The organism is Streptomyces sp. NBC_01198 (assembly GCF_036010485.1).
In the GTDB taxonomy this organism is placed as follows: domain Bacteria; phylum Actinomycetota; class Actinomycetes; order Streptomycetales; family Streptomycetaceae; genus Actinacidiphila.
This window is the reverse complement of record NZ_CP108568.1, coordinates 3232617-3252445: the sequence shown is the minus strand read 5'-3', so window position 1 is coordinate 3252445 and position 19829 is coordinate 3232617. Positions and strand designations below refer to the sequence as shown.

The window sequence follows — 19829 nt, the reverse complement described above, 5'->3', positions numbered from 1 at the left end:
GTACTCCTGCGGTGGTGGCCAGCAGCAGCGAACGGTCGGGGACTTCCCGCCATTCGCCGAATCCGGGGCTCCGGCCGGCCGGGTGCGTACCGGCCGGCTCGTCGTCGGGCTCGGAGGCGACCAGTGCCGCTCCGGGGCCGGTGCGGTACCAGAGGGTGTCGCCCCAGGCGGTCGCGGCGATGGTGCGGCCGTCGGTGAGCAGCAGGTTGAGCCGCGCCTCCGGCCGGGCGGCGGCGACCTGCCGTACGACCGAGGCCAGCGCGCCGCCCGGCGGCTGGCCCTGCCGCAGCAGCGCGGTGAGCATCGCCCACAGCGCCGCCGAGTCGCTGCGGGCCTCAAGACCGAGCAACTCGGCGTCGGTCAGCCCGGTGGGCAGCCGCGTCCAGTCCCTGACGGCGCCGTTGTGGCTGAACAGCCAGCGGCCGTCCTTGAAAGGCGCGGCGGCCGACTCGTCCTGCGTGGTCCCCGCGGTCGCCGACCGCACCGCGGCGAGGACGGCGCCGCTGCGCACCGCGGCGGAGAGCTCGGCGAAGTTGGCGTCCGCCCATACGGGGACGGCCCGCCGGTAGCGCGCCGGCCGGCCGGGACCGCCCTCGCCGCCGTCCTCCTCCGCGGTGTCCTGCGGATACCAGCCGACGCCGAAGCCGTCGGCGTTCACCGTGCCGTGGCGCTGCCGCCGGGGCTGCCACGACTGCTCGTACAGGCCGTGTGCGGGCCGCACCAGCAGCCGGTCCAGGGAGACCGGCGGCCCCACGTAGGCGAGATGGCGGCACATCAGCCGCGCCCGTCCCCAGCTGCCGCGCCGGCGCCGTCGTCGTCCCGCGCGGTGCGGAAGCCCGCGAAGATCTGCCGGCGGATCGGGTAGTCCCAGTTGCGGAAGGTGCCGCGGGCCACCACCGGGGAGACACCGAAGGCGCCACCGCGCAGCACCTTGTAGTCGGGGCCGAAGAAGACGTCGGAGTATTCCTTGTAGGGAAAGGCCACGAAGCCCGGATAGGGGGAGAAGTCGGACGCCGTCCACTCCCACACGTCGCCGATGAGCTGCCGGGCGCCGCTGGGCGCGGCGCCGGCGGGGTAGCTGCCGGCGGGGGCGGGGCGCAGGTGGCGCTGGCCCAGGTTGGCGTGCTCGGGTCCGGGGTCCTCGTCGCCCCAGGGGTAACGGCGGGAGCGGCCGGTGGCCGGGTCGTGCCGGGCCGCCTTCTCCCACTCCGCCTCGGTGGGCAGCCTGCGGCCGGCCCAGCGGGCGTAGGCGTCCGCCTCGTACCAGCACACGTGCAACACCGGCTCGTCGGCCGGTACGGGCTCGGTGCGGCCGAAGTGGCGGCGGGTCCAGCCGTCGCCGTCCCGCTCCCAGAACTGCGGCGCGACCAGGCCCTCCTCGCGGACGTGCCGCCAGCCCTCCGGCGTCCACCAGGCCGGGTCGTCGTAGCCGCCCGCGGCGATGAACTCCGCGTAGGCGCCGTTGGTGACCGGCACGGTGTCCAGCCAGAAGCCGGGCACGTCGACGGTGTGCGCGGGCAGTTCGTTGTCCAGCGCCCACGGTTCGGTGCTGGTGCCCATGGTGAAGGGGCCGCCGGGTATGCGGACCTCGCGCGGCAGCAGCGCCGCGTCGGAGGGCGCGGGCGGCGGCTCCGGCGCGTCGAGGACCGGCGCGCCGGTGCGCAGCTGGTGGGTGGCGAGCATCGTCTCGCCGTGCTGCTGCTCGTGCTGGGCCAGCATGCCGAAGACGAAGGCGTCGGCGAGCAGGCGTTCCGGCTGGTCGGGGCCGGTGTCGACGCTTTCGAGGACCTCGGCGGTCTGGTCGCGGACCGCGGCGAGGTAGGCGCGGGCCTCAGCCGGGCCGAGCAGCGGCAGGGCGGGGCGGTCGGCGCGCGGCGTCCGGAACGCGTCATAGACGTGGTCGAGGTCCGGGCGCAGGCCGGGGCGCCCGCCGGCCTCACGGACCAGCCACAGCTCCTCCTGGTTGCCGATGTGGGCGAGGTCCCACACCAGCGGCGACATCAGGGGGGAGTGCTGGGCGGTCAGGTCCTGCTCGTCGACACTGTCGGTGAGGATCTCGGTACGCCGCCGGGCGGCCTCCAGGGCGGCGAGCGCCCTGGCCGCCGGGGCCTGAGGGGCCGCTGCGGCGGAAGTGCCCGGAGCGGCGGGAGTGGCCGCGGCGGGGGGCGTACTGCTGGTACCGGTGGTGCGAGAGTTTGTCACGACATACCTTCCGGGAGGTCAGACGCGTGACAGCGCGTCCAACTGGTCGTGTGCGGGACAGCGGCCACGCTCGGCGTAGCGCTCGGCGAATCCGGCGACCGCCGCACGCAGCGCCGCGGGACTGTCCGAGCGCGCCAGCGCGCTCTCCGCGGCGGTGAAGCAGGCGCGGACGGCCTTGCCGAGGTCCGGATCGGCGGGGCCGATCCGGGCGGCACGCCGCCAGACGTCGTCCGGGGGGAGTGGCTGCCCGTCGGGGCACAGTGTTTCCGTGGCCGCGAGTGCGGCGTCGGCGGCGACCGGGTCGTCCAGCAGCACCGCCGTGAGCACGGTGGGGACCACCCACGCGTCGGCGTCCTGGGCGTCGATCATCCGCAGCTCCAGCCAGCCGCGCGGTCTGACCGGGGGGAAGAGCGTACTGAGGTGGTAGTCGAGGTCGTCGGCGGTCGGGCGGCGCAGCCCGGGCACCGAGCCGCGCAGCCAGTCGCGGAACGTCAGGCCCGGGGGTGCGCTCCAGTCGGCGGTCCCGCCGCCGGGCACGACCGCGCCCCCGGCGCCGGTTGCGCCCCTGGCCCCGGCCGCGTCATGCCTGCCGGTCTGCTGGGCGTCGGTTTCCTGGGCGTCGGTGCCGCGGATGCACAGCACCCGCGCGTCCAGCGCGTAGCGTGCCCAGGCGGCACGCGGCTCGGGGTCGTGGGCGGGCTGGCGGGTGCGGCCGGGGTCCATCGCCGCCCAGGTCGCCTGACGGGTGGAGACCCACCCGGTGGGGCGCCCGTCACGCAGCGGCGAATTCGCGAAGGCCGCCACCAGGACGGGGCCGATCCGGTGGGCCAGTTCCCAGCGCCGCCGGTAGCCGGTGATCCCGCAGGAGTCGTCCCCGCTGTCCAGGTTGACCTGCAAGGACGCGGTGCGGCGCATCATGGTGCGGCCCCAGGGCCCGTCCTGGTCGAAGAAGCCCTCCATCGCGCGGTAACGCGGCCCGTCGAGGACCCGGGGCGGGGCACGGTGGGGGTCGAGGCCGCGACCGACCAGGACCAAGCCCGCCCGGTCCATGGCCAGGCGCAGGGCCGCGAGATCGGCGGCCATCGCCTCGACACATTGGGTGAGCGAACCGGCGGGCGGGGAGCTCAGCTCCACCTGGCCACCCGGTTCGCGGGTGATTTTACTGCCCCGTGGCATTGCGCCGGGCACTTCGACCGGCGCGAGTGCCGCGTCCAGCCGGTCGGCGGTTATCAGCTTCCTGGGATCGGAGCGGTCATGCACCAACCACTCAAGCTCGACCCCGGTCCGTGTGGGCGGCCCGGTCTTGAAACAGACACCGCGCACATGGGCCTCTGCCTCGTCCACCAGCAGTTCGGCTGCCATCGATCCACCTCCTCATCGATTTCCGGCGGAGATTCCCGCGGGATTTTTTTTCCCGTTGAGGTCTACCCCGATGCGAGGACATTTCACATGTTGCAGCCGCGATCTTAGTTGGCCGTGTGACGAGATGGTCTTACGGATCGGTGAACCTTCGCCGGTCGGACGAACGGCACCCGACGTCCAGGTGACCGGTGGGACATAGCACCCTGAAACGCCGTAATCAGGATTATACGTGGAGTCATGTCGGCCGGCCTCCCGTACGCCTCGCCCCGCCTCCCGGCGCGGGGTCCGCCGCCGTCCGGGGCGCCGCTCCCGCCGCTGCCGCACCGGTCATCCGCCGCCGCCTCCCCGAGGCTTGGCATAGGGCGATGCCCCGGCGGTGATCCACAGCCGACCGGCTACGCTGCCCGTGTACGCAATACGAGCCGAGCACCACGTCAGCGCCAGCGGAGCCGCCCGCGAGGCGCCGTCCCAAGAACCCCGCCAGAAGCCAGATCAGCGACAGGAGCACCCCTCGTGAACGTCGTCGGGCCACCCTTCGGGCTGAGCGTGTGGGACCCCGCTCTGGACGCCGACATCGGCGCCGGACTCGCGGCGGTGGAAGAGGGCCTGCTTGAGGCCACCAAGAGCGACGTCCCCTTCATCACGGACGCCGCTCGGCACCTGCTGCAGGCCGGCGGAAAGCGCTTCCGGCCACTCCTGGTGATGCTCGGCGCCCAGTTCGGCGACCCCTTCGCGCCCGGCGTGGTGCCGGCCGCGGTGGTGGTGGAACTGACCCACCTGGCCACGCTCTACCACGACGACGTCATGGACGAGGCGGAGGCCCGCCGCGGTGTACCCAGCGCCAACACCCGCTGGGACAACTCGGTCGCCGTACTCACCGGCGACTTCCTTTTCTCGCGCGCCTCGCACATCCTGGCCGACCTCGGCCCCGAGGCGGTCCGCGTGCAGGCCGAGTCCTTCGAGCGGCTGGTGACCGGGCAGATCCTGGAGACGGTCGGCCCGCGCGACGGCCGCGACCCGCTGGACCACTACCTGGAGGTGCTGGCCGGCAAGACCAGCTCGCTGATGGCGGTCTCCGGGCGGTTCGGCGCGATGATGTCGGGCGCGGGCGAGCCGGTGGTGCACACCCTGACGCAGTACGGCGAACGCATCGGCATCGCCTTCCAGCTCGCCGACGACGTCCTCGACATCGCCAGCGACAGCCACGAGTCGGGCAAGACCCCGGGCACCGACCTGCGCGAGGGCATCCCGACGCTGCCGGTGCTGCATGTGCGCAAGCAGTACGCGCAGGCCGGCGGCGTGGTCTCGGCCGAGGACCGGCGGCTGATCGAACTGCTCGACGGCGACCTCACCGACGACGGCCTGCACGCCGAGGCGCTGAGCCTGCTGCGGGCCCACCCGGCGCTGGAGCAGGCCCGCCGCGACTCGCTGCGGTACGCGGAGGAGGCCAGGGCCGCGCTGGCGCCGCTGCCCGAGGGGCCCGCCAAGCAGGCGCTGGCCGGGCTGTGCGACGCCGTGGTGCACCGGGCGGGCTGATCCCGCCGGCCGGGTCGCCCGGTCCGCGGGCGCGTCTGCCGCCGCCGGACCGCTGGTCGGCCGGTGCTCGGCCGCTGCCCCGCCGCCGCTCGGCCGTGGCTTCGCCGTCGCCCCGCTGCTGCTCCATCGCTGCCCCGCCACTGCCCCGCCGCCGGTGCCTGACCCTGAGAGGGGGTCAGGGGTCCTTACTCCAGGACGTGTACGGGACCCGGGACAGTCATCCCGCTGGTGTATACGGAGTTGGCCCTGGGGGCTGATGTGTCGGGACGACCGATTTGGTGAGATGGATACAGACCACTTCGGGGCGGACCGGGCGACAATGGCCTGGGGAGTGGACGAGTGCAGTACAGCGAACCGCCGCTGACGACGGAGGTAAAGACGTAATGGCACTGATCCAACCGGCACAGCCGGAGGCGCGAGAGCCCGAAGGCGGGTGGCGGGGGCGCAAGACCCTGCGCTACGCCGTCCCGGCAGCGGTCGTGGGCCTGACCGCGGCGACCATCGGATTGGTCCCCGCGCTCGCCGACAGCGGCGACCCGTCCCTGCCGTCACTCACCGCCGAGCAGCTCATCACCAAGATCGCCGCCTCCGACACCCAGACCGTGGACGGCACGGTCAAGATCACCACCGACCTGGGACTGCCCGCCGCACTGTCCGGCGGCACCGCGAGCAGCCTGTTCGGCGGTGCCGCGGCCCCGCCGGCGTTCGGCTCGCGCGACGGCTCGCGGGCCGATCCGCAGCGGCAGTTCCCCCAGCTCCTCCTGGGCACCCACACCCTGCACGTGGCAGCGGACGGCCAGGACCGGCAGAAGGTCTCGATCATCGAGCCCGCCGCCGAATACAGCGTCATTCACAACGGCTCCCAGGTGTGGGCGTACGACAGCTCGTCCAACGAGGCGTATCACTCCACGCTGCCCGCCAAGCAGACCAGGCCCGGTGCGCAGAAGCAGCCGCGCCCGGAGGACTTCCCGGCGACCCCGCAGGCCGCCGCCCAGCAGATCCTCAAGGCCTCGCAGGGCACGGCCTCGATCACCTCCGACGGCACGGCGAGGGTGGCCGGGCACAGCGCGTACGAGCTGCTGATCCAGCCGAAGCACGCGCCGGATACGACGATCGACTCGATAAGGATCGCGGTCGACTCCAACACCGGGGTGCCGCTGAAGGTGACGCTGCAGCCCAAGGGCAAGGGCAAGGCGGCCGTCGACATCGCCTTCACCAAGGTGAGCTTCGGCAAGCCGGCCGCGAGCACCTTCACCTTCACCCCGCCCAAGGGGACCAGGGTGACCGAAGCCCAGGGCGCGGCCCGTAAGGAGAAGTCGCCCGACGCGATGTCCGGTCTCGCCCGGCCCGGCCACCTCGGCTCCGGCTGGGACACCATCGCGGTGTTCAGGACCAAGGGCGGGCTGCCCTCCGGTGCGGAGCACAACGGCAAGGGCGGCGCGGGCCCGCTGCTCAGCGGCTTCGGCACGCAGGTCACCGGTTCCTTCGGGTCCGGCACCCTCTTCCACACCCGGCTGGTCAATGTCCTGCTGACCCAGGACGGCACGATATACGCCGGTGCGGTCGACCAGTCCGCGCTGACCGCGGCCGCGAACGGCGCCGCGCGATGACCCCGGTGGCCCCGCCGCCCGGCGGGGCCACCACCCCGGCAGGCGGCTCGCCCGGTCGTGCGGCCCGGCGTGCGATCCGCCGGCCGCCCGGCCACTGACGAAGGAGTGCGATGGACCAGCCGCCCGCCGCGGACGGCCCGGCGCCCGACGTGGTGATCGAGACCCGCGGCCTGGCCAAGCAGTATCGGGGCACCCTCGCCGTGGACGGCCTGGACCTGCGGGTGCCACGCGGCAGCGTGTTCGGCTTCCTCGGGCCGAACGGCTCGGGCAAGACCACCACGATCCGGATGCTGATGGGCCTGATCGAGCCGACCGCGGGCAGCGCCCGGGTCCTCGGCCGCCCCATGCCGCGCTCCTCCCGGAGCGTGCTGCCCAAGGTTGGCGCCCTCATCGAAGGCCCCGCGCTCTACGGCTTCCTGTCCGGCCAGGACAATCTGGTCCGCTACGACAGCGCCGACCCGACCGCGGACCCGCGGACCCGGAAGGCCAGGGTGAGCTCCGCGCTGGACCGGGTCGGGCTGACCGCGGCGGCGGGCAAGAAGGCCAAGGCCTATTCGCTGGGCATGAAGCAGCGGCTCGGGCTGGCGTCCGCGCTGCTCCAGCCGCGCGAGCTGCTGGTGCTCGACGAGCCGACCAACGGCCTTGACCCGCAGGGTATGCGGGAGATCAGGGCCCTGGTCAGGGAGCTGGCGGACGACGGCACCACCGTCTTCCTGTCCTCCCATCTGCTGGACGAGATCGAGCAGGTCTGCACCCATGCGGCCGTGATGGCCCGCGGCCGGCTGATCACCCAGGGGCCGGTCGCCGAGCTGTCCGCGGGCACCCGCGGCCGGCTCGCGGTCACCACCCCCGACCCGGCCGAGGCCACCGGGGTGCTGGCCGAGCACGGCGTGACGGACCTGGCCACCGACCCGCACACCGGCCTGGTCACCGGCGAGCTGCCCGCCGACCCGCCCGACCTGGCGGAGCTGAATGCCGCGCTGGTCGCGGCCGGGGTGCGGGTGCGCGGCTTCGGGGTGCAGCGGGCGTCGCTGGAAGATGCCTTCGTGGCACTGACGGGGGAGGGTTTCGATGTCGCGGGCTGAGACCACCGCAGGCCCCGGCCTGCAGGACAGCGGCCACCAGCGCCTCTCGGGGGAGCCGGCGGGGCACGGCGCCGGGCGCGTTCCGGCACCACCGGAGTCCCGGCCGACGCGGGCGGTGTGGTCGCTGGGGCTGTTCGGCTCCGAGCTGCTCATCGTCTTCCGCCGGGCTCGGACGCTGGCGCTGCTGGGCGTGCTGGCCGGAGTGCCGATCCTGGTCGGCATCGCGGTCAGGATCGAGACCCGGGGCGGCCGCTCGGTCGCGGGCGACGACGGCGGCGGCCCGGCGTTCCTCGAACAGATCAGCAACAACGGCCTCTTCCTCGCCTTCGCCTCCCTCGCCGCGACCCTGCCCTTCTTCCTCCCGATGGCCATCGGCGTGGTGGCCGGCGACTCCGTCGCTGGTGAGGCCAGCACGGGCACCCTGCGCTATCTGCTGGTCGCCCCGGCCGGCCGTACTCGCCTGCTGCTCGCCAAATACGCCTCGGTGCTGACCTTCTGCGTCGCCGCGACCCTGGTGGTGGTGCTGTCCGCCGTGATCGTCGGCTTCAGCCTCTTCCCGGTCGGCGACGTCACGCTGCTGTCCGGCAACACCGTCCCGCTGTCCGACGGCATCCTGCGCGGGCTGCTGATCGCGCTGCTCGTCGCGTCCTCGCTGGTCGGACTGGGCGCGCTGGGCCTGTTCATCTCGACCCTCACCGACAGCGGCATCGGCGCCATGGCCGCCACGGTCGGCCTGCTGATCACCATCCAGATCGTCAACAACATCCCGCAGCTGCACGCGCTGCAGCCCTACCTCTTCCCGCACTACTGGCTGAGTTTCGCCGACGTGATGCGCGCCCCGGTCATATGGACCGGCATCCTCAAGAATCTGGCCCTCCAGGCCGTCTACGCGGCCGTCTTCGGCTCCGCCGCCTGGGCCCGCTTCACCACCCGCGACGTCACGGCGTAGGCCGCACCCCACCGGCGTCCCGCCCCGGGAGTCCCGCAGCGCCCGGGTCGGCGGCGCGGTTGGCAGGTACGGGTGGCGGAGCTGTTTACACGCTCCTGATCTGCTGTTAGCTTCACACGCATGGGAGCGCTCCCACGCTGCCACGGCACATCTCCCCCCACTCCGCCCTCGAGGACCGGCTGCGGTGGACCCACGGCCTCGGGGACGTCGCCGGAAAGGTCACCACCTTGAAGAGAAACAGACAGCTCTCCTTAATTGCCGTCCTCGCCACGCTGCTCTCGGCGCTCGGCATCGTCCTGATCACCCAGGGCTCCGCCCAGGCGCACGGCGTCGCCATGTCGCCGGGCTCGCGCACCTACCTGTGCTACCAGGACGCCCGGACGTCCACCGGCGCGCTCATACCCACCAACCCGGCCTGCGCGGCGGCGGTGGCGCAGAGCGGTACGACACCGCTCTACAACTGGTTCGCGGTGCTCGACTCCAACGCGGGCGGCCGCACCTCCGGCTACGTGCCCGACGGGACGCTGTGCAGCGCGGGCAACAAGTCGCCCTACGACTTCTCCTCCTACAACGCGGCCCGGGACGACTGGCCCAGGACCCACCTGACGTCCGGTTCCTCGATCCAGCTGCAGTACAGCAACTGGGCCGCGCACCCCGGCACCTTCCACGTCTACATCACCCGGCAGGGCTGGTCCCCGACCACCCCGCTGGCCTGGGCCGACCTGGACTCGATCGGCAGCAGCACCAACCCGCCCGCGGTGGGTTCGCCGGGCACTGACGGCGGCCACTACTACTGGGACCAGGCGCTGCCCTCGGGCCGCACCGGCAACGCGCTGATCTTCATCCAGTGGGTCCGCTCGGACAGCAACGAGAACTTCTTCTCCTGCTCCGACATCGCCTTCGACGGCGGCCACGGCGAGGTCACCGGTATCCACAACGGCGCCACGACTTCCCCGACCTCGCAGACCCCGACGTCCACGCCCCCCACTTCGCAGACCCCGACGTCCACGCCCCCGACCTCGCAGACCCCGACGTCCACGCCTCCCACATCCATGCCGCCGGTGGACGGTGCCTGCATGGCGCTGTATTCGGTGACCACGTCCTGGAGCGGCGGCTTCCAGGCCTCGGTGGAGGTCATGAACCACGGCAGCACACCGACGAGCCACTGGAAGGTGACCTGGAAGCCAGGCGACGGAACGCAGATATCGAGTCTGTGGAACGGCGTGCTGTCCAGTAGCGGCGGCGTGGCGAACGTGGCCAACGCCGCCTACAACGGCACGATCCCGCCGGACGGCACGACGACGTTCGGCTTCACCGCGAACTCCTCGTCCGGCATCAACCTGCCCAACGGCTCAATCACCTGCACGTTCTCCTGACGTGCCGTGACCGGCGCCCGCCCCGTACGGCCCCGTGGCCGTGCGGGACGGACGCCGGGGCGCACGCGTACAGGCCGGGGCGCGGGTCAGTTCGAGCGGGGCCGCGGCTGCCAGTCCCGGGCGAGCAGGCCGAGCAGCGCCTCGTCCAGGAACTCGCCCAACACCCAGGCCGAGGAGCGCAGCACGCCCTCGCGGACGAAGCCGTTGCGCTCGGCGGAGCGCAGCATCGCGGTGTTGTCCGCCAGCGTCTCGATCTGCAGCCGGTGCAGACCGCGCACCACGAAGCCGTAGTGGCACAGTGTCGCGACCACGTCGGTGCCGTAGCCCTTGCCGCGGCTGGCCGCCAGCAGCCCGATGCCGATATGCGCGGACCGGTGGTGGGTGTCGATGTTCCACAGTTCCGCGATGCCGATCAGCGCGCCGCCGTCCAGCTCCACCACGGAGAACGGGACGTGCCTCGGGTCCTCGGCGTCCACCGCGACCCGCGGATCCTTCGACCCGGGGGGCAGCGGCCGCCACGGCCGGCCGTCGGCCCGCGAGGAGTAGACCACGTCGTCGTAGAGCTCGGTCCGCAGGATCGGGATGTCGTCCTCGTGCCGGGCTCTGAGCCCGATCGTGCCGCCTTTTAGCATGCAGGCTTCCTATCCGACCGGAAGCGGGGACGGCAATCGAATAAGGCGGCCGGGGAGACCCGGGGAGCCGGGCTTCCGCCCGGTCTTTAGGCGGCACCCGCCGGGGCGCCGGGGGTGGTTGCCGGGTCGGCGGCGTCGGGCGCGGGGACGGGGTGGGCGATGGCGGTCGCGCGGGTGCGGCGGGCGTTGCGGAGGGCGTCGACGGTCAGCAGGACCAGGGCCGACCAGACCAGCAGGAAGCCGATCCACTGCTCCGTCGACATCGTCTCGTGGAAGTGCAGGATGCCGATCAGGAACTGGAAGACCGGGGCCAGATACTGCAGCAGGCCGAGGGTGGACAGCGGCAGCCGATTCGCCGACATGCCGAAGCAGACCAGCGGCACCGCGGTGACCACCCCGGACAGCGCCAGCAGCCCGGCGTGGCCGGGGCCGTGGTGGGTGAAGGTCGAGTCGCCGCGGGAGCCGAGCACCATCAGGAAGACGATGGCGGGCAGGAACTGCACGGAGGTCTCGGCGGCCAGCGACTCCAGGCCGCCCATGGCGATCTTCTTCTTGACCAGGCTGTAGGTGCCGAAGGAGAAGGCCAGCGTCAGCGCGATCCACGGCAGCCGGCCGTAGCCGACCGCGAGCACGGCGACGGCCGCGCCGCCGATGCCGACCGCCGCCCACTGCACGGGCCGCAGCCGCTCGTGCAGGACGAGGACGGCGAGGGCGATGGTGACCAGCGGGTTGATGAAGTAGCCGAGCGAGGTCTCCACGACGTGCCCGGCGTTGACCGCCCAGATGTACATGCCCCAGTTCACCGACACCACGGTCGCGGCGACCGCGATCAGGGCGAGGCGGCGGGGCCGGCGTATCAGGTCCGCGATCCAGGTCCACCGGCGCAGCGCCAGCAGCAGGACGCCGACCACCACCAGCGACCACACCATCCGGTGGGCCAGGATCTCGCCGGCCCCCGCGGGTTCCAGCAGCGGCCAGTAGAGCGGGAACAGGCCCCACATGCCGTAGGCCGCGAAGCCGTACACCAGCCCTGCGCGCTTGTCGCCCATCGTCCGATCCTCCCCACGCCGCCGTACGCGGAGCGGGTACGGGCGGCAGTCCGAAGGTAGCGGTCGGCCGACCGCACTGCCAGGCCCGTATCGCGGATTGGTCCTGACGGAGCGGTGCTCAGGCGTCCAGCGCGCGCAGCTCGACCGCGACCGTCTCGCGCAGTGGCGTCGTCGGCCGGCCGATCAGCCGGGACAGCTCCCCGCCGGTGCCGGCCAGCAGGCCGCGCTCGATGGCCCGGTCCACGTCCACCAGCACCGCCGCGAAGTCGGCCGGCACCCCCACGCCGGTGAGGATCTCCTGCCTCTCGGCCGCGGTCACGTCGCGGTAGACGACCTCCCGGCCGGACAGCTCCGCGACGGTGGCCGCGTAGTCGGGGAAGCTCCAGGCGGTGTCGCCGCTCAGGTCGTAGGCCCGGTTCTCGTGCCCCTCGCCGGTCAGTACGGCGGCGGCCGCCGCCGCGTAGTCCGCGCGCGCGGCCGACGCGACCCGCCCCTCGCCCGCGTTGCCGATCACGACGCCGTGTTCGAGCACCGCCGGCAGATTCGCGGTGTAGACCTCGGTGTACCAGCCGTTGCGCAGGAAGACGTACGGCAGCCCCGAGGCCAGGATGTGCTCCTCGGTCGCCTTGTGCTCGTCGGCGAGGACGAAGTCGGCGGCCGGGCCGCCCAGCACGCCGGTGTACACCAGCAGTGCCACGCCGGCCTCGGCAGCCGCGTCGACCACCGCGATGTGCTGCGGGATGCGCCGGCCGACCTCGTTCGCCGAGACCATCAGGACGCGGTCGCCCGCGGCGAAGGCGCCCTTGAGGCTCGCGGGCGTGTCGTAGTCGGCGACCCGTACCTCCACACCGCCCGCCGCGAGGTCGGCCGCCTTGTCCGCGTCCCGCACGACGGCGGCGATCCCGCCGGGCGCCACCCCGCGCTCCAGCAGGTCTGCGATGACGAGGCGGCCCAGCTGGCCGGTGGCGCCGGTGACGACGATGCTCACGGTGGATCTCCCGGGGGGTGGCGGTTCTTGCGGTCCGGACGTTCTTCCGGCCGGGATCACCGTAACCGGCACGCTAACTTAAGGACAGTACCCACCTTTGGGTACGGTACGTACATGAAGGTGAGCTGCCCTGAGCGGGCCATTCTCGAACACGTCACCAGCCGGTGGGGCGTCCTGGTGCTCGCCGCCCTGCTCGACGCCGGCACTTTGCGCTTCAGCGAGCTGCGGGACGGCATCGGGGACGTGAGCGAGAAGATGCTGACGCAGACGCTGCGGACGCTGGAGCGGGACGGCTTCGTTCGCCGCACCGCCCGCCCCGTCATCCCGCCCCACGTCGACTACGACCTCACCGCCCTCGGCCACGAGGCGGCCCGCAAGGTCCGCGCGCTCGCCACCTGGACCGAGTCCCACGTCGCCGCCGTCGCGGCGGCCCAGTCCGCCTACGACGCCGCCCACGCGTGAGGCCACGGCGGCCGGCGGCTCCCCGCAGGGGGGCGCTTCCCCCGGGTGCGGGGGAAGCGGTTCCTCTTCTGCTGGGTCAGGAGACGGTCCAGGTGTCGGGGCCGGCGAGGAGGGTGGCGAGGTTGCCTGGGCCGTATTGGGTGGTGGCCTGGTCGAGTTGGTCGGCCATGCCGGTGTCGTAGACGGGTCGTCGGGTGTCGCGCAGGACGCCGATGGGGGTGTGGTGGAGGGTGTCGGGGTCGGCGAGGCGGGACAGGGCGAAGGCGGTGGCGGGGTTGGGGGTGTGGGCGTCGTGGATGAGGATGTGGTCGGTGGTGGTGTCGGTGACGTCCACGACGGTCAGGTCGCCGGTGTGGGGGTCGCGGATGACGCCCCTGGAGCCCAGGCCGTCGGGGGCGGGGGTGCCGAAGCGGATGGGCTGGCCGTGTTCGAGGCGGACGACGGCCTCGGTGGCGGTCGCGGTGTCCTTGAGGGCGTCGAAGGCGCCGTCGTTGAAGATGTTGCAGTTCTGGTAGATCTCGACCAGCGCGGTGCCGGGGTGGTCGGCTGCCGCCCGCAGGACGGACTGCAGGTGTTTGCGGTCGGAGTCGATGGTGCGGGCCACGAAGGAGGCCTCCGCGCCGATCGCCAGCGAGACCGGGTTGAAGGGGGCGTCCAGCGATCCCATCGGCGTGGACTTGGTGATCTTCCCGGTCTCCGACGTCGGCGAGTACTGCCCCTTGGTCAGCCCGTAGATCCGGTTGTTGAACAGCAGGATCTTCAGGTTCACGTTCCGCCGCAGCGCGTGGATCAGGTGGTTCCCGCCGATGGACAGCGCGTCGCCGTCCCCGGTGACGACCCATACCGACAGGTCCCGCCGGGAGGTCGCAAGACCGGTGGCGATGGCGGGGGCGCGGCCGTGGATGGAGTGCATGCCGTAGGTGTTCATGTAGTAGGGGAAGCGGGAGGAGCAGCCGATCCCGGAGATGAACACCACGTTCTCCCGGGCCAGTCCCAGTTCCGGCATGAAGGACTGCACCGCGGCCAGGACCGCGTAGTCCCCGCAGCCGGGGCACCAGCGGACCTCCTGGTCGGATTTGAAGTCCTTCATCGACTGCCGGCCGGCCGCCTTGGGCACCAGCGAGAGCGCCTCGGAGACCCCAGTCACCCCGGTCGCCCCGGTCGCCCCCAGTGCCCCGGACACTCCAGTGACCTCAGGCATGGTCTGCCTCCTGCGTCGTGATCGCGGTGATGGAGTCGGCGAGCTGTTCGGCCTTGAAGGGCAGCCCGGTGACCTGTGTCAGGGAGGTGGCGTCGACCAGGTAGCGGGCGCGCAGCAGGTGGGCGAGCTGGCCGAGGTTCATCTCCGGCACCACCACCCGCTCATAGGAGCCCAGGATGTGTTCCAGGTTCGCGGGGAAGGGGTTGAGGTGGCGCAGGTGGACCTGCGCGACCTCCTGGCCGGTGCCGCGGATCCGCCGCACCGCGGCGGTCACCGGCCCATACGTCGAGCCCCACCCCACGACGAGGGTGCGGGCCCGGCCGGTGGGGTCGTCGACCGCCGCGTGGGGCACGGTGATGTTGTCGATCTTGGCCTGGCGGGTGCGGACCATCAGGTCGTGGTTGGCCGGGTCGTAGGAGATGTTGCCGGTGCCGTCCTGCTTCTCGATCCCGCCGATCCGGTGCTCCAGGCCCGCCGTGCCGGGCACCGCCCACGGGCGGGCCAGCGTGACCGGGTCCCGCAGATACGGCCAGAACGACTCCACCCCCTCGGCGTCGGTGTGGTTGGGGCCGGCCGCGAACTCCACCCGCAGATCCGGCAGCTCCTCCACGTCGGGGATCCGCCAGGGCTCGGAGCCGTTGGCGAGGTAGCCGTCGGAGAGCAGGAAGACCGGGGTGCGGTAGGTCACCGCGATCCGGGCGGCCTCCAGCGCCATCGCGAAGCAGTCACCGGCGGTTGCCGGGGCCAGCACCGGGACCGGGGCCTCCCCGTTGCGGCCGAACATCGCCTGCAACAGGTCGGCCTGCTCGGTCTTGGTCGGCAGCCCCGTCGAGGGCCCGCCGCGCTGGATGTCGACCACCAGCAGCGGCAGCTCCAGCGACACCGCCAAACCGATCGTCTCCGACTTCAGCGCCACCCCCGGCCCCGACGTCGTCGTCACCGCGAGGGACCCGCCGAACGCGGCCCCCAGCGCCGCACCGATCGCGGCGATCTCGTCCTCGGCCTGGAACGTCCGCACCCCGAAATTCTTGTGCCGGGACAGCTCGTGCAGAATGTCGGAGGCCGGCGTGATCGGATACGACCCCAGGAACAACGGCAGCCCCGACTGCCGGCCCGCCGCGATCAACCCGTACGACAGCGCCAGATTCCCGGAAATGTTCCGGTAGGTTCCCGCGGGAAACGCCGACGACGCAGGAGCGACCTCGTAGGAGACCGCGAAATCCTCCGTCGTCTCCCCGAAGTTCCACCCCGCACGGAACGCCGCCACGTTCGCCGCCGCGATATCCGGCTTCCCCGCGAACTTCCGCAGCAAGAACGCCTCGGTACCCTCCGTCGGCCGGTGATACATCCACGACAGCAACCCCAGAGCGAACATGTTCTTCGCCCGCTCCGCGTCCTTCCGCGCCAGCCCCGAATCCTTCAACGCCTCCAGCGTCAGCGTCGTCAACGGCACCTCATGCACCGCGAACCCCGCCAGCGACCCGTCCAGCAGCGGACTCACCGGCCAGCCCACCTTGCCCAGCGCACGCCCGGTGAACTCATCGGTGTTCACGATGACCTCCGCACCCCGCGGCAGATCACCCAGATTCGCCTTCAACGCCGCCGGATTCATCGCCACCAGCACATCCGGCGCATCCCCCGGCGTCAGAATGTCATGATCCGCGAAATGCAACTGGAACGACGACACCCCCGGCAACGTCCCCGCAGGCGCCCGAATCTCCGCCGGAAAATTCGGCAACGTCGACAGATCATTACCGAACGACGCCGTCTCCGACGTGAAACGATCACCCGTGAGCTGCATACCATCACCCGAATCACCCGCAAAACGAATGATCACACGGTCGAGGCGCCGGGTCTCCTTCGCCGGTTTGCGGTTCTCGTCGGGAGCGTCGGTGTCGACAACGGCGGACGGCTCTTTTGCGGTGCCCGCGGTAATGGGGCTGCTGACCTGGCTGGTCACGGAAACGGACCTCCTTCGAGGCGGCGGCTCACCGGTCATCGTACGGCGGTAAGGGTCGCCTTCCCCGGACGTCCGGTCATCTGGGCGGCGCGCCGACCGTCCGGCGTCCCGCATGGTGAAACGACGTCTCGCCTGTCGAGACAGAATGGCGCGCGGAGCCCGTGTACCTCAGGAGTTGAGGTAGGTGAGCACGGCCAGCACCCGACGGTGATCCCCGTCACTCGGGGCCAGGCCCAGCTTGAGGAAGATGTTGCTGACGTGCTTCTCCACCGCTCCGTCGCTCACCACCAGCTGCCTGGCCACGGCCGAGTTCGTACGCCCCTCGGCCATCAGGCCGAGTACCTCGCGTTCTCGCGGAGTGAGATTGGCAAGAACATGCTGCTTGCGGCTGCGGCCGAGCAGCTGGGCGACCACCTCGGGGTCCAGGGCCGTACCGCCCTCGGCCACCCTGACCACGGCATCCACGAATTCCCGTACGTCCGCGACCCGGTCCTTGAGCAGGTAGCCGACGCCGCGGCTGCTGCCGGCGATCAGCTCGGTGGCGTACTGCTCCTCCACATACTGAGACAGCACGAGCACTCCGACCTCGGGATGGTCCCGGCGCAGCTGCACCGCCGCGCGCACGCCCTCGTCCGTATGGGTGGGGGGCATCCGCACGTCGGCGACGACCACGTCGGGTGCCGCCCCCTGTGCCGCGAGCTCGTCGACCGCCTTGATCAGGCCCACGGCGTCGCCGACGCCGGCCACCACGTCGTGGCCGCGGTCGGTCAGCAGCCGCGTCAGGCCATCCCGCAGCAGTACCGAATCCTCGGCGATGACCACTCGCACCTTGTCCTCCACCGTTCGAGCTCCCCCGTGTCCGACTGACCCGCCCAGCATTCCAGCATCGGCGGGTGAATGGGGAATACGGTTGCCATGGGCAAGGTTGCGCCCGGCAGCCGGGTGGGCGCCGCGATCCGTCGCGGCGGCCAGGGAGAGGAGTGCGCGTGCACGCGGTCGGATTCGACGTCAACGGCGGCCCCGAGGTCCTGCGGCAGGTGGAACTGCCCACCCCCGTGCCGGGATCCGGGCAGGTGCTCGTCCGGGTCGCCTACGCCGGCGTCAATTACGGCGAACTCCAGCACGTGCTCGGGGACTTCGGGCGGCCGCAGGGAGCGCGCGGATTCGACGTGCCCGGGCTCGAGGTCTCCGGTGAGATCGCCGCGCTCGGCCCGGGGGTCGGCGGGCTCGCGGTCGGCGACCCGGTCGCCGCCTACCTGCCGGACGGCGGCGGTTACGCCGAATACGCCGTCGCGCCCGCCGAGTTCGTCTTCCCCCTGGACGGGATATCGCCGCGGGACGGCGGCGGCGCCGCCCTTGTGCTGACCACCGCCTACGGCGTCCTGGTCGGCGCGGCCCGGCTGTCGGCCGGCGACACCGTCCTGATCCACGCGGCGGCCGGCGGAGTCGGCTCCGCGGCCGCGCAGATCGCCCGCGCGCTGGGCGCCGCCGCCGTCTACGGGACGGTGGGGTCGGCGGAGAAGGCCGCGTACGCCAAGCGCTTCGGTTACGACGCGATCCACCTCAGGGACGCCTTCGCCGAGCGGATGCGCGACCTCGATGTCGTCCTGGACCCCATCGGAGGGGCGACCCGGCTCGCCAGCCTGGCCCTGCTGGCGCCCTTCGGACGGCTGGCGGTCTACGGGGAGGCGGCGCGGGAGCCGGACCTGACGCTGCCCGTCCTGCCGTTCTGGAAGAGCAACCGCTCCCTGACCGGCTACAACATCGGCGACCTCGCCCGCCGCGCCCCCCGTACGGTCCGCGGCCACGCGCTGTCCGCCTTCGCCCTGCTGGCGTCGGGCGCGATCCGGCTGGACGTCTCGGCGGAACTGCCGCTCGCGGAGGCGGCCGACGCGCTGACCGCGATGCGGGCCGGGCGCAACGTCGGCAAGACGCTGCTGGCGGTGGACCCGAAGCTCGGCTGAGCTCAGGACCGCCAGGGGAGTTCGGCCGTCACGCGGGTCGGGCCGCCCGACGGGGAGTCGACGGCCAGGACGCCGTCCACGGAGTCGAGCCGTTCGGCGAGGCCGGCCAGGCCGGAGCCGGCAGACAGGGACGCGCCGCCCCGCCCGTTGTCGGACACGTAGAGCATCAGCCGGTCCTCGACCTGCCACACGTCGACCGAGGCGCGCGCGGCGCCACTGTGCTTGCTGACGTTCTGCAACAGCTCGGAGACCGTGAAGTAGGCGATGCCCTCGATCGCCGGCACCGGCCGGGCCGGCAGGTCGACCGTGACCGAGACCGGGACCGTGCAGCGGGCCGCCACCGCGGACAGCGCCGCGCCGAGGCCTCGGTCGGTGAGGATCGCCGGGTGGATGCCGCGGGCCAGGTCGCGCAGCTCCTGGAGGGCGATCTTGACCTCGCCGTGGGCCTCCTCCACCATGACCGCGCCGACAGCCGGGTCCTCCAGCAGCTTCTCCTTGGCCATGCCGAGGTCCATCGCCAGCGCGACGAGGCGGGCCTGCGCCCCGTCGTGCAGGTCGCGCTCGATCCGGCGCAGGTCGGCCGCGGCCGTGTCGACCACGACACCGCGGTCGGACTCCAGCTCGGTGACCCGGTCGTCGAGGCGGGACGGCCCGAGCAGCCCGAGGACCATCACCCGGTCCACGTGCGCCATCCCGCGGATCGCCCACGGCGTGGCCAGCACCAGCAGCCCGCCGACCAGCACGCTCAGCGTCATGTCCAGCGGGGTGTGCAGCCACCAGCCGTGCCGGCCGTCGTCGCTGCTGTACATCTGCAGGCCGTCCTGCCCGAAGTAGACCGGGAAGACCCAGCGCCACAGCGGGTACGTCAGCAGGCCCCACCCGTAGGTGAAGAGGCTGACGGAGACGGAGAAGGTGATGATGCCCCACGGGAAGTGCAGCAGCGTGTAGATGACGTGCCGCCAGTTCACGCCGCTGCCGAGCTGCGCGCCCATCCGGGCAAGGAAGCCGCGGCCCTTGGCGCGTGCCCGGCCGGGCTCGTCCACGTCGAGCCGCAGTAGCGAGCGCGCCCGCCCGCGCTCGACCCGGCCGATCGCCCGGCAGCCGCCGAGGCTCAGCACCAGCAGGGGCAGGCCCACGAAGGTGATGAGCAGGCCCGCGCTGAGCGAGAGCATCGTGACGGTCCACACGAAGCCGGTGATCGCCATCGGGAGGTTGAGCAGCGCGTAGCCGAACTCGCGCCAGGTCCTCGCCTCGAAGGGTGCGCGCAGCGCGGCGGGGGCGCGGTGTCGCGCCCGCTCCTCTGGCTGGTAGCCGTACGCCATGGTCGGGACCGTCCTTTCCGTGCTGCTCGTCATACCTCCACGGTGGCCTTTCGCAGGCGGCGACCCCATGGTGTGCATCGGTCTCTTCGGGGTGGGGCTATCCCCACCCGGCCCCTGCGGGGAGCTCGTTG

The 19829-nt window shown here is 72.2% G+C and carries 16 protein-coding genes and 1 pseudogene; 7 read left to right on the top strand and 10 right to left on the bottom strand.

What is annotated here, in order from left to right:
- Positions 1 to 46: 46 nt before the first annotated feature.
- From egtC to egtA, 3 genes and pseudogenes are all read right to left on the bottom strand, one after another.
- Positions 47 to 775: pseudogene (gene egtC / locus OG702_RS14495) on the bottom strand (ergothioneine biosynthesis protein EgtC); the annotation flags it as partial.
- Entirely contained in the window at positions 775 to 2202 is a 1428-nt protein-coding gene (gene egtB, locus OG702_RS14490; RefSeq protein WP_442814418.1) for an ergothioneine biosynthesis protein EgtB, read from the bottom strand. The gene egtB and the pseudogene egtC, both read right to left, overlap by 1 nt.
- 18 nt (positions 2203 to 2220) lie before the next feature.
- A complete protein-coding gene (egtA, locus tag OG702_RS14485) occupies positions 2221 to 3564 on the bottom strand; it encodes an ergothioneine biosynthesis glutamate--cysteine ligase EgtA (RefSeq protein WP_327289291.1) in 1344 nt (447 codons plus the stop codon).
- A 513-nt stretch (positions 3565 to 4077) separates the two neighbouring features.
- On the opposite strand from egtA, the gene OG702_RS14480 reads away from it, so the two are divergent.
- The 5 genes from OG702_RS14480 to OG702_RS14460 all read left to right on the top strand — a co-directional run bounded on the left by OG702_RS14480 (position 4078) and on the right by OG702_RS14460 (position 10120).
- Entirely contained in the window at positions 4078 to 5100 is a 1023-nt protein-coding gene (locus OG702_RS14480) for a polyprenyl synthetase family protein (RefSeq protein ID WP_327289290.1), read from the top strand.
- Positions 5101 to 5483: 383 nt separating this feature from the next.
- A complete protein-coding gene (locus OG702_RS14475) occupies positions 5484 to 6710 on the top strand; it encodes a LolA family protein (protein WP_327289289.1) in 1227 nt (408 codons plus the stop codon).
- A gap of 110 nt (positions 6711 to 6820) precedes the next feature.
- Positions 6821 to 7795 (top strand): ABC transporter ATP-binding protein, encoded by a 975-nt coding sequence (locus OG702_RS14470; protein WP_327289288.1) that lies wholly within the window; start codon positions 6821 to 6823, stop codon positions 7793 to 7795.
- Positions 7782 to 8744 carry an ABC transporter permease gene (locus OG702_RS14465; protein WP_327289287.1) on the top strand — a complete coding sequence of 321 codons (963 nt, stop codon included), beginning with the start codon at positions 7782 to 7784 and terminating at the stop codon, positions 8742 to 8744. The genes OG702_RS14470 and OG702_RS14465 overlap by 14 nt, the downstream gene beginning before the upstream one ends.
- A 227-nt stretch (positions 8745 to 8971) precedes the next feature.
- Positions 8972 to 10120: a lytic polysaccharide monooxygenase gene (locus tag OG702_RS14460; protein WP_327289283.1), complete on the top strand. Its 1149-nt coding sequence runs from the start codon at positions 8972 to 8974 to the stop codon at positions 10118 to 10120.
- An 86-nt stretch (positions 10121 to 10206) separates the two neighbouring features.
- On the opposite strand, the gene OG702_RS14455 is transcribed toward OG702_RS14460, so the two are convergent.
- From OG702_RS14455 to OG702_RS14445, 3 genes are all read right to left on the bottom strand, one after another.
- Complete coding sequence (locus tag OG702_RS14455; protein ID WP_327289282.1) at positions 10207 to 10752, bottom strand: GNAT family N-acetyltransferase; 546 nt, start codon at positions 10750 to 10752, stop codon at positions 10207 to 10209.
- Between the two features lie 86 nt (positions 10753 to 10838).
- The gene (gene rarD / locus OG702_RS14450) at positions 10839 to 11801 is read right to left on the bottom strand and encodes an EamA family transporter RarD (RefSeq protein WP_327289281.1); all 963 of its coding nucleotides are present in this window, start codon (positions 11799 to 11801) and stop codon (positions 10839 to 10841) included.
- A 118-nt stretch (positions 11802 to 11919) separates the two neighbouring features.
- Positions 11920 to 12789 carry an SDR family oxidoreductase gene (locus tag OG702_RS14445; RefSeq protein WP_327289280.1) on the bottom strand — a complete coding sequence of 290 codons (870 nt, stop codon included), beginning with the start codon at positions 12787 to 12789 and terminating at the stop codon, positions 11920 to 11922.
- Between the two features lie 114 nt (positions 12790 to 12903).
- Here OG702_RS14445 and OG702_RS14440 point away from each other — a divergent pair, with 114 nt between their 5' ends.
- The gene (locus OG702_RS14440) at positions 12904 to 13251 is read left to right on the top strand and encodes a winged helix-turn-helix transcriptional regulator (protein WP_327289279.1); all 348 of its coding nucleotides are present in this window, start codon (positions 12904 to 12906) and stop codon (positions 13249 to 13251) included.
- A gap of 76 nt (positions 13252 to 13327) precedes the next feature.
- On the opposite strand, the gene OG702_RS14435 is transcribed toward OG702_RS14440, so the two are convergent.
- The 3 genes from OG702_RS14435 to OG702_RS14425 all read right to left on the bottom strand — a co-directional run bounded on the left by OG702_RS14435 (position 13328) and on the right by OG702_RS14425 (position 17240).
- Positions 13328 to 14341 (bottom strand): 2-oxoacid:ferredoxin oxidoreductase subunit beta, encoded by a 1014-nt coding sequence (locus tag OG702_RS14435; protein ID WP_327293228.1) that lies wholly within the window; start codon positions 14339 to 14341, stop codon positions 13328 to 13330.
- Between the two features lie 103 nt (positions 14342 to 14444).
- A complete protein-coding gene (locus tag OG702_RS14430) occupies positions 14445 to 16412 on the bottom strand; it encodes a 2-oxoacid:acceptor oxidoreductase subunit alpha (protein WP_327289278.1) in 1968 nt (655 codons plus the stop codon).
- A 168-nt stretch (positions 16413 to 16580) separates the two neighbouring features.
- Positions 16581 to 17240 (bottom strand): response regulator transcription factor, encoded by a 660-nt coding sequence (locus OG702_RS14425; protein WP_327293227.1) that lies wholly within the window; start codon positions 17238 to 17240, stop codon positions 16581 to 16583.
- 158 nt (positions 17241 to 17398) lie between these two features.
- Between OG702_RS14425 and OG702_RS14420 the strand changes: the two genes are divergently transcribed.
- Positions 17399 to 18376: a quinone oxidoreductase family protein gene (locus OG702_RS14420; RefSeq protein ID WP_327289277.1), complete on the top strand. Its 978-nt coding sequence runs from the start codon at positions 17399 to 17401 to the stop codon at positions 18374 to 18376.
- Between the two features lie 2 nt (positions 18377 to 18378).
- On the opposite strand, the gene OG702_RS14415 is transcribed toward OG702_RS14420, so the two are convergent.
- Positions 18379 to 19731, bottom strand: coding sequence for a sensor histidine kinase (locus OG702_RS14415; protein WP_442814416.1), 1353 nt, complete (start codon positions 19729 to 19731; stop codon positions 18379 to 18381).
- Between the last annotated feature and the right edge of the window lie 98 nt (positions 19732 to 19829).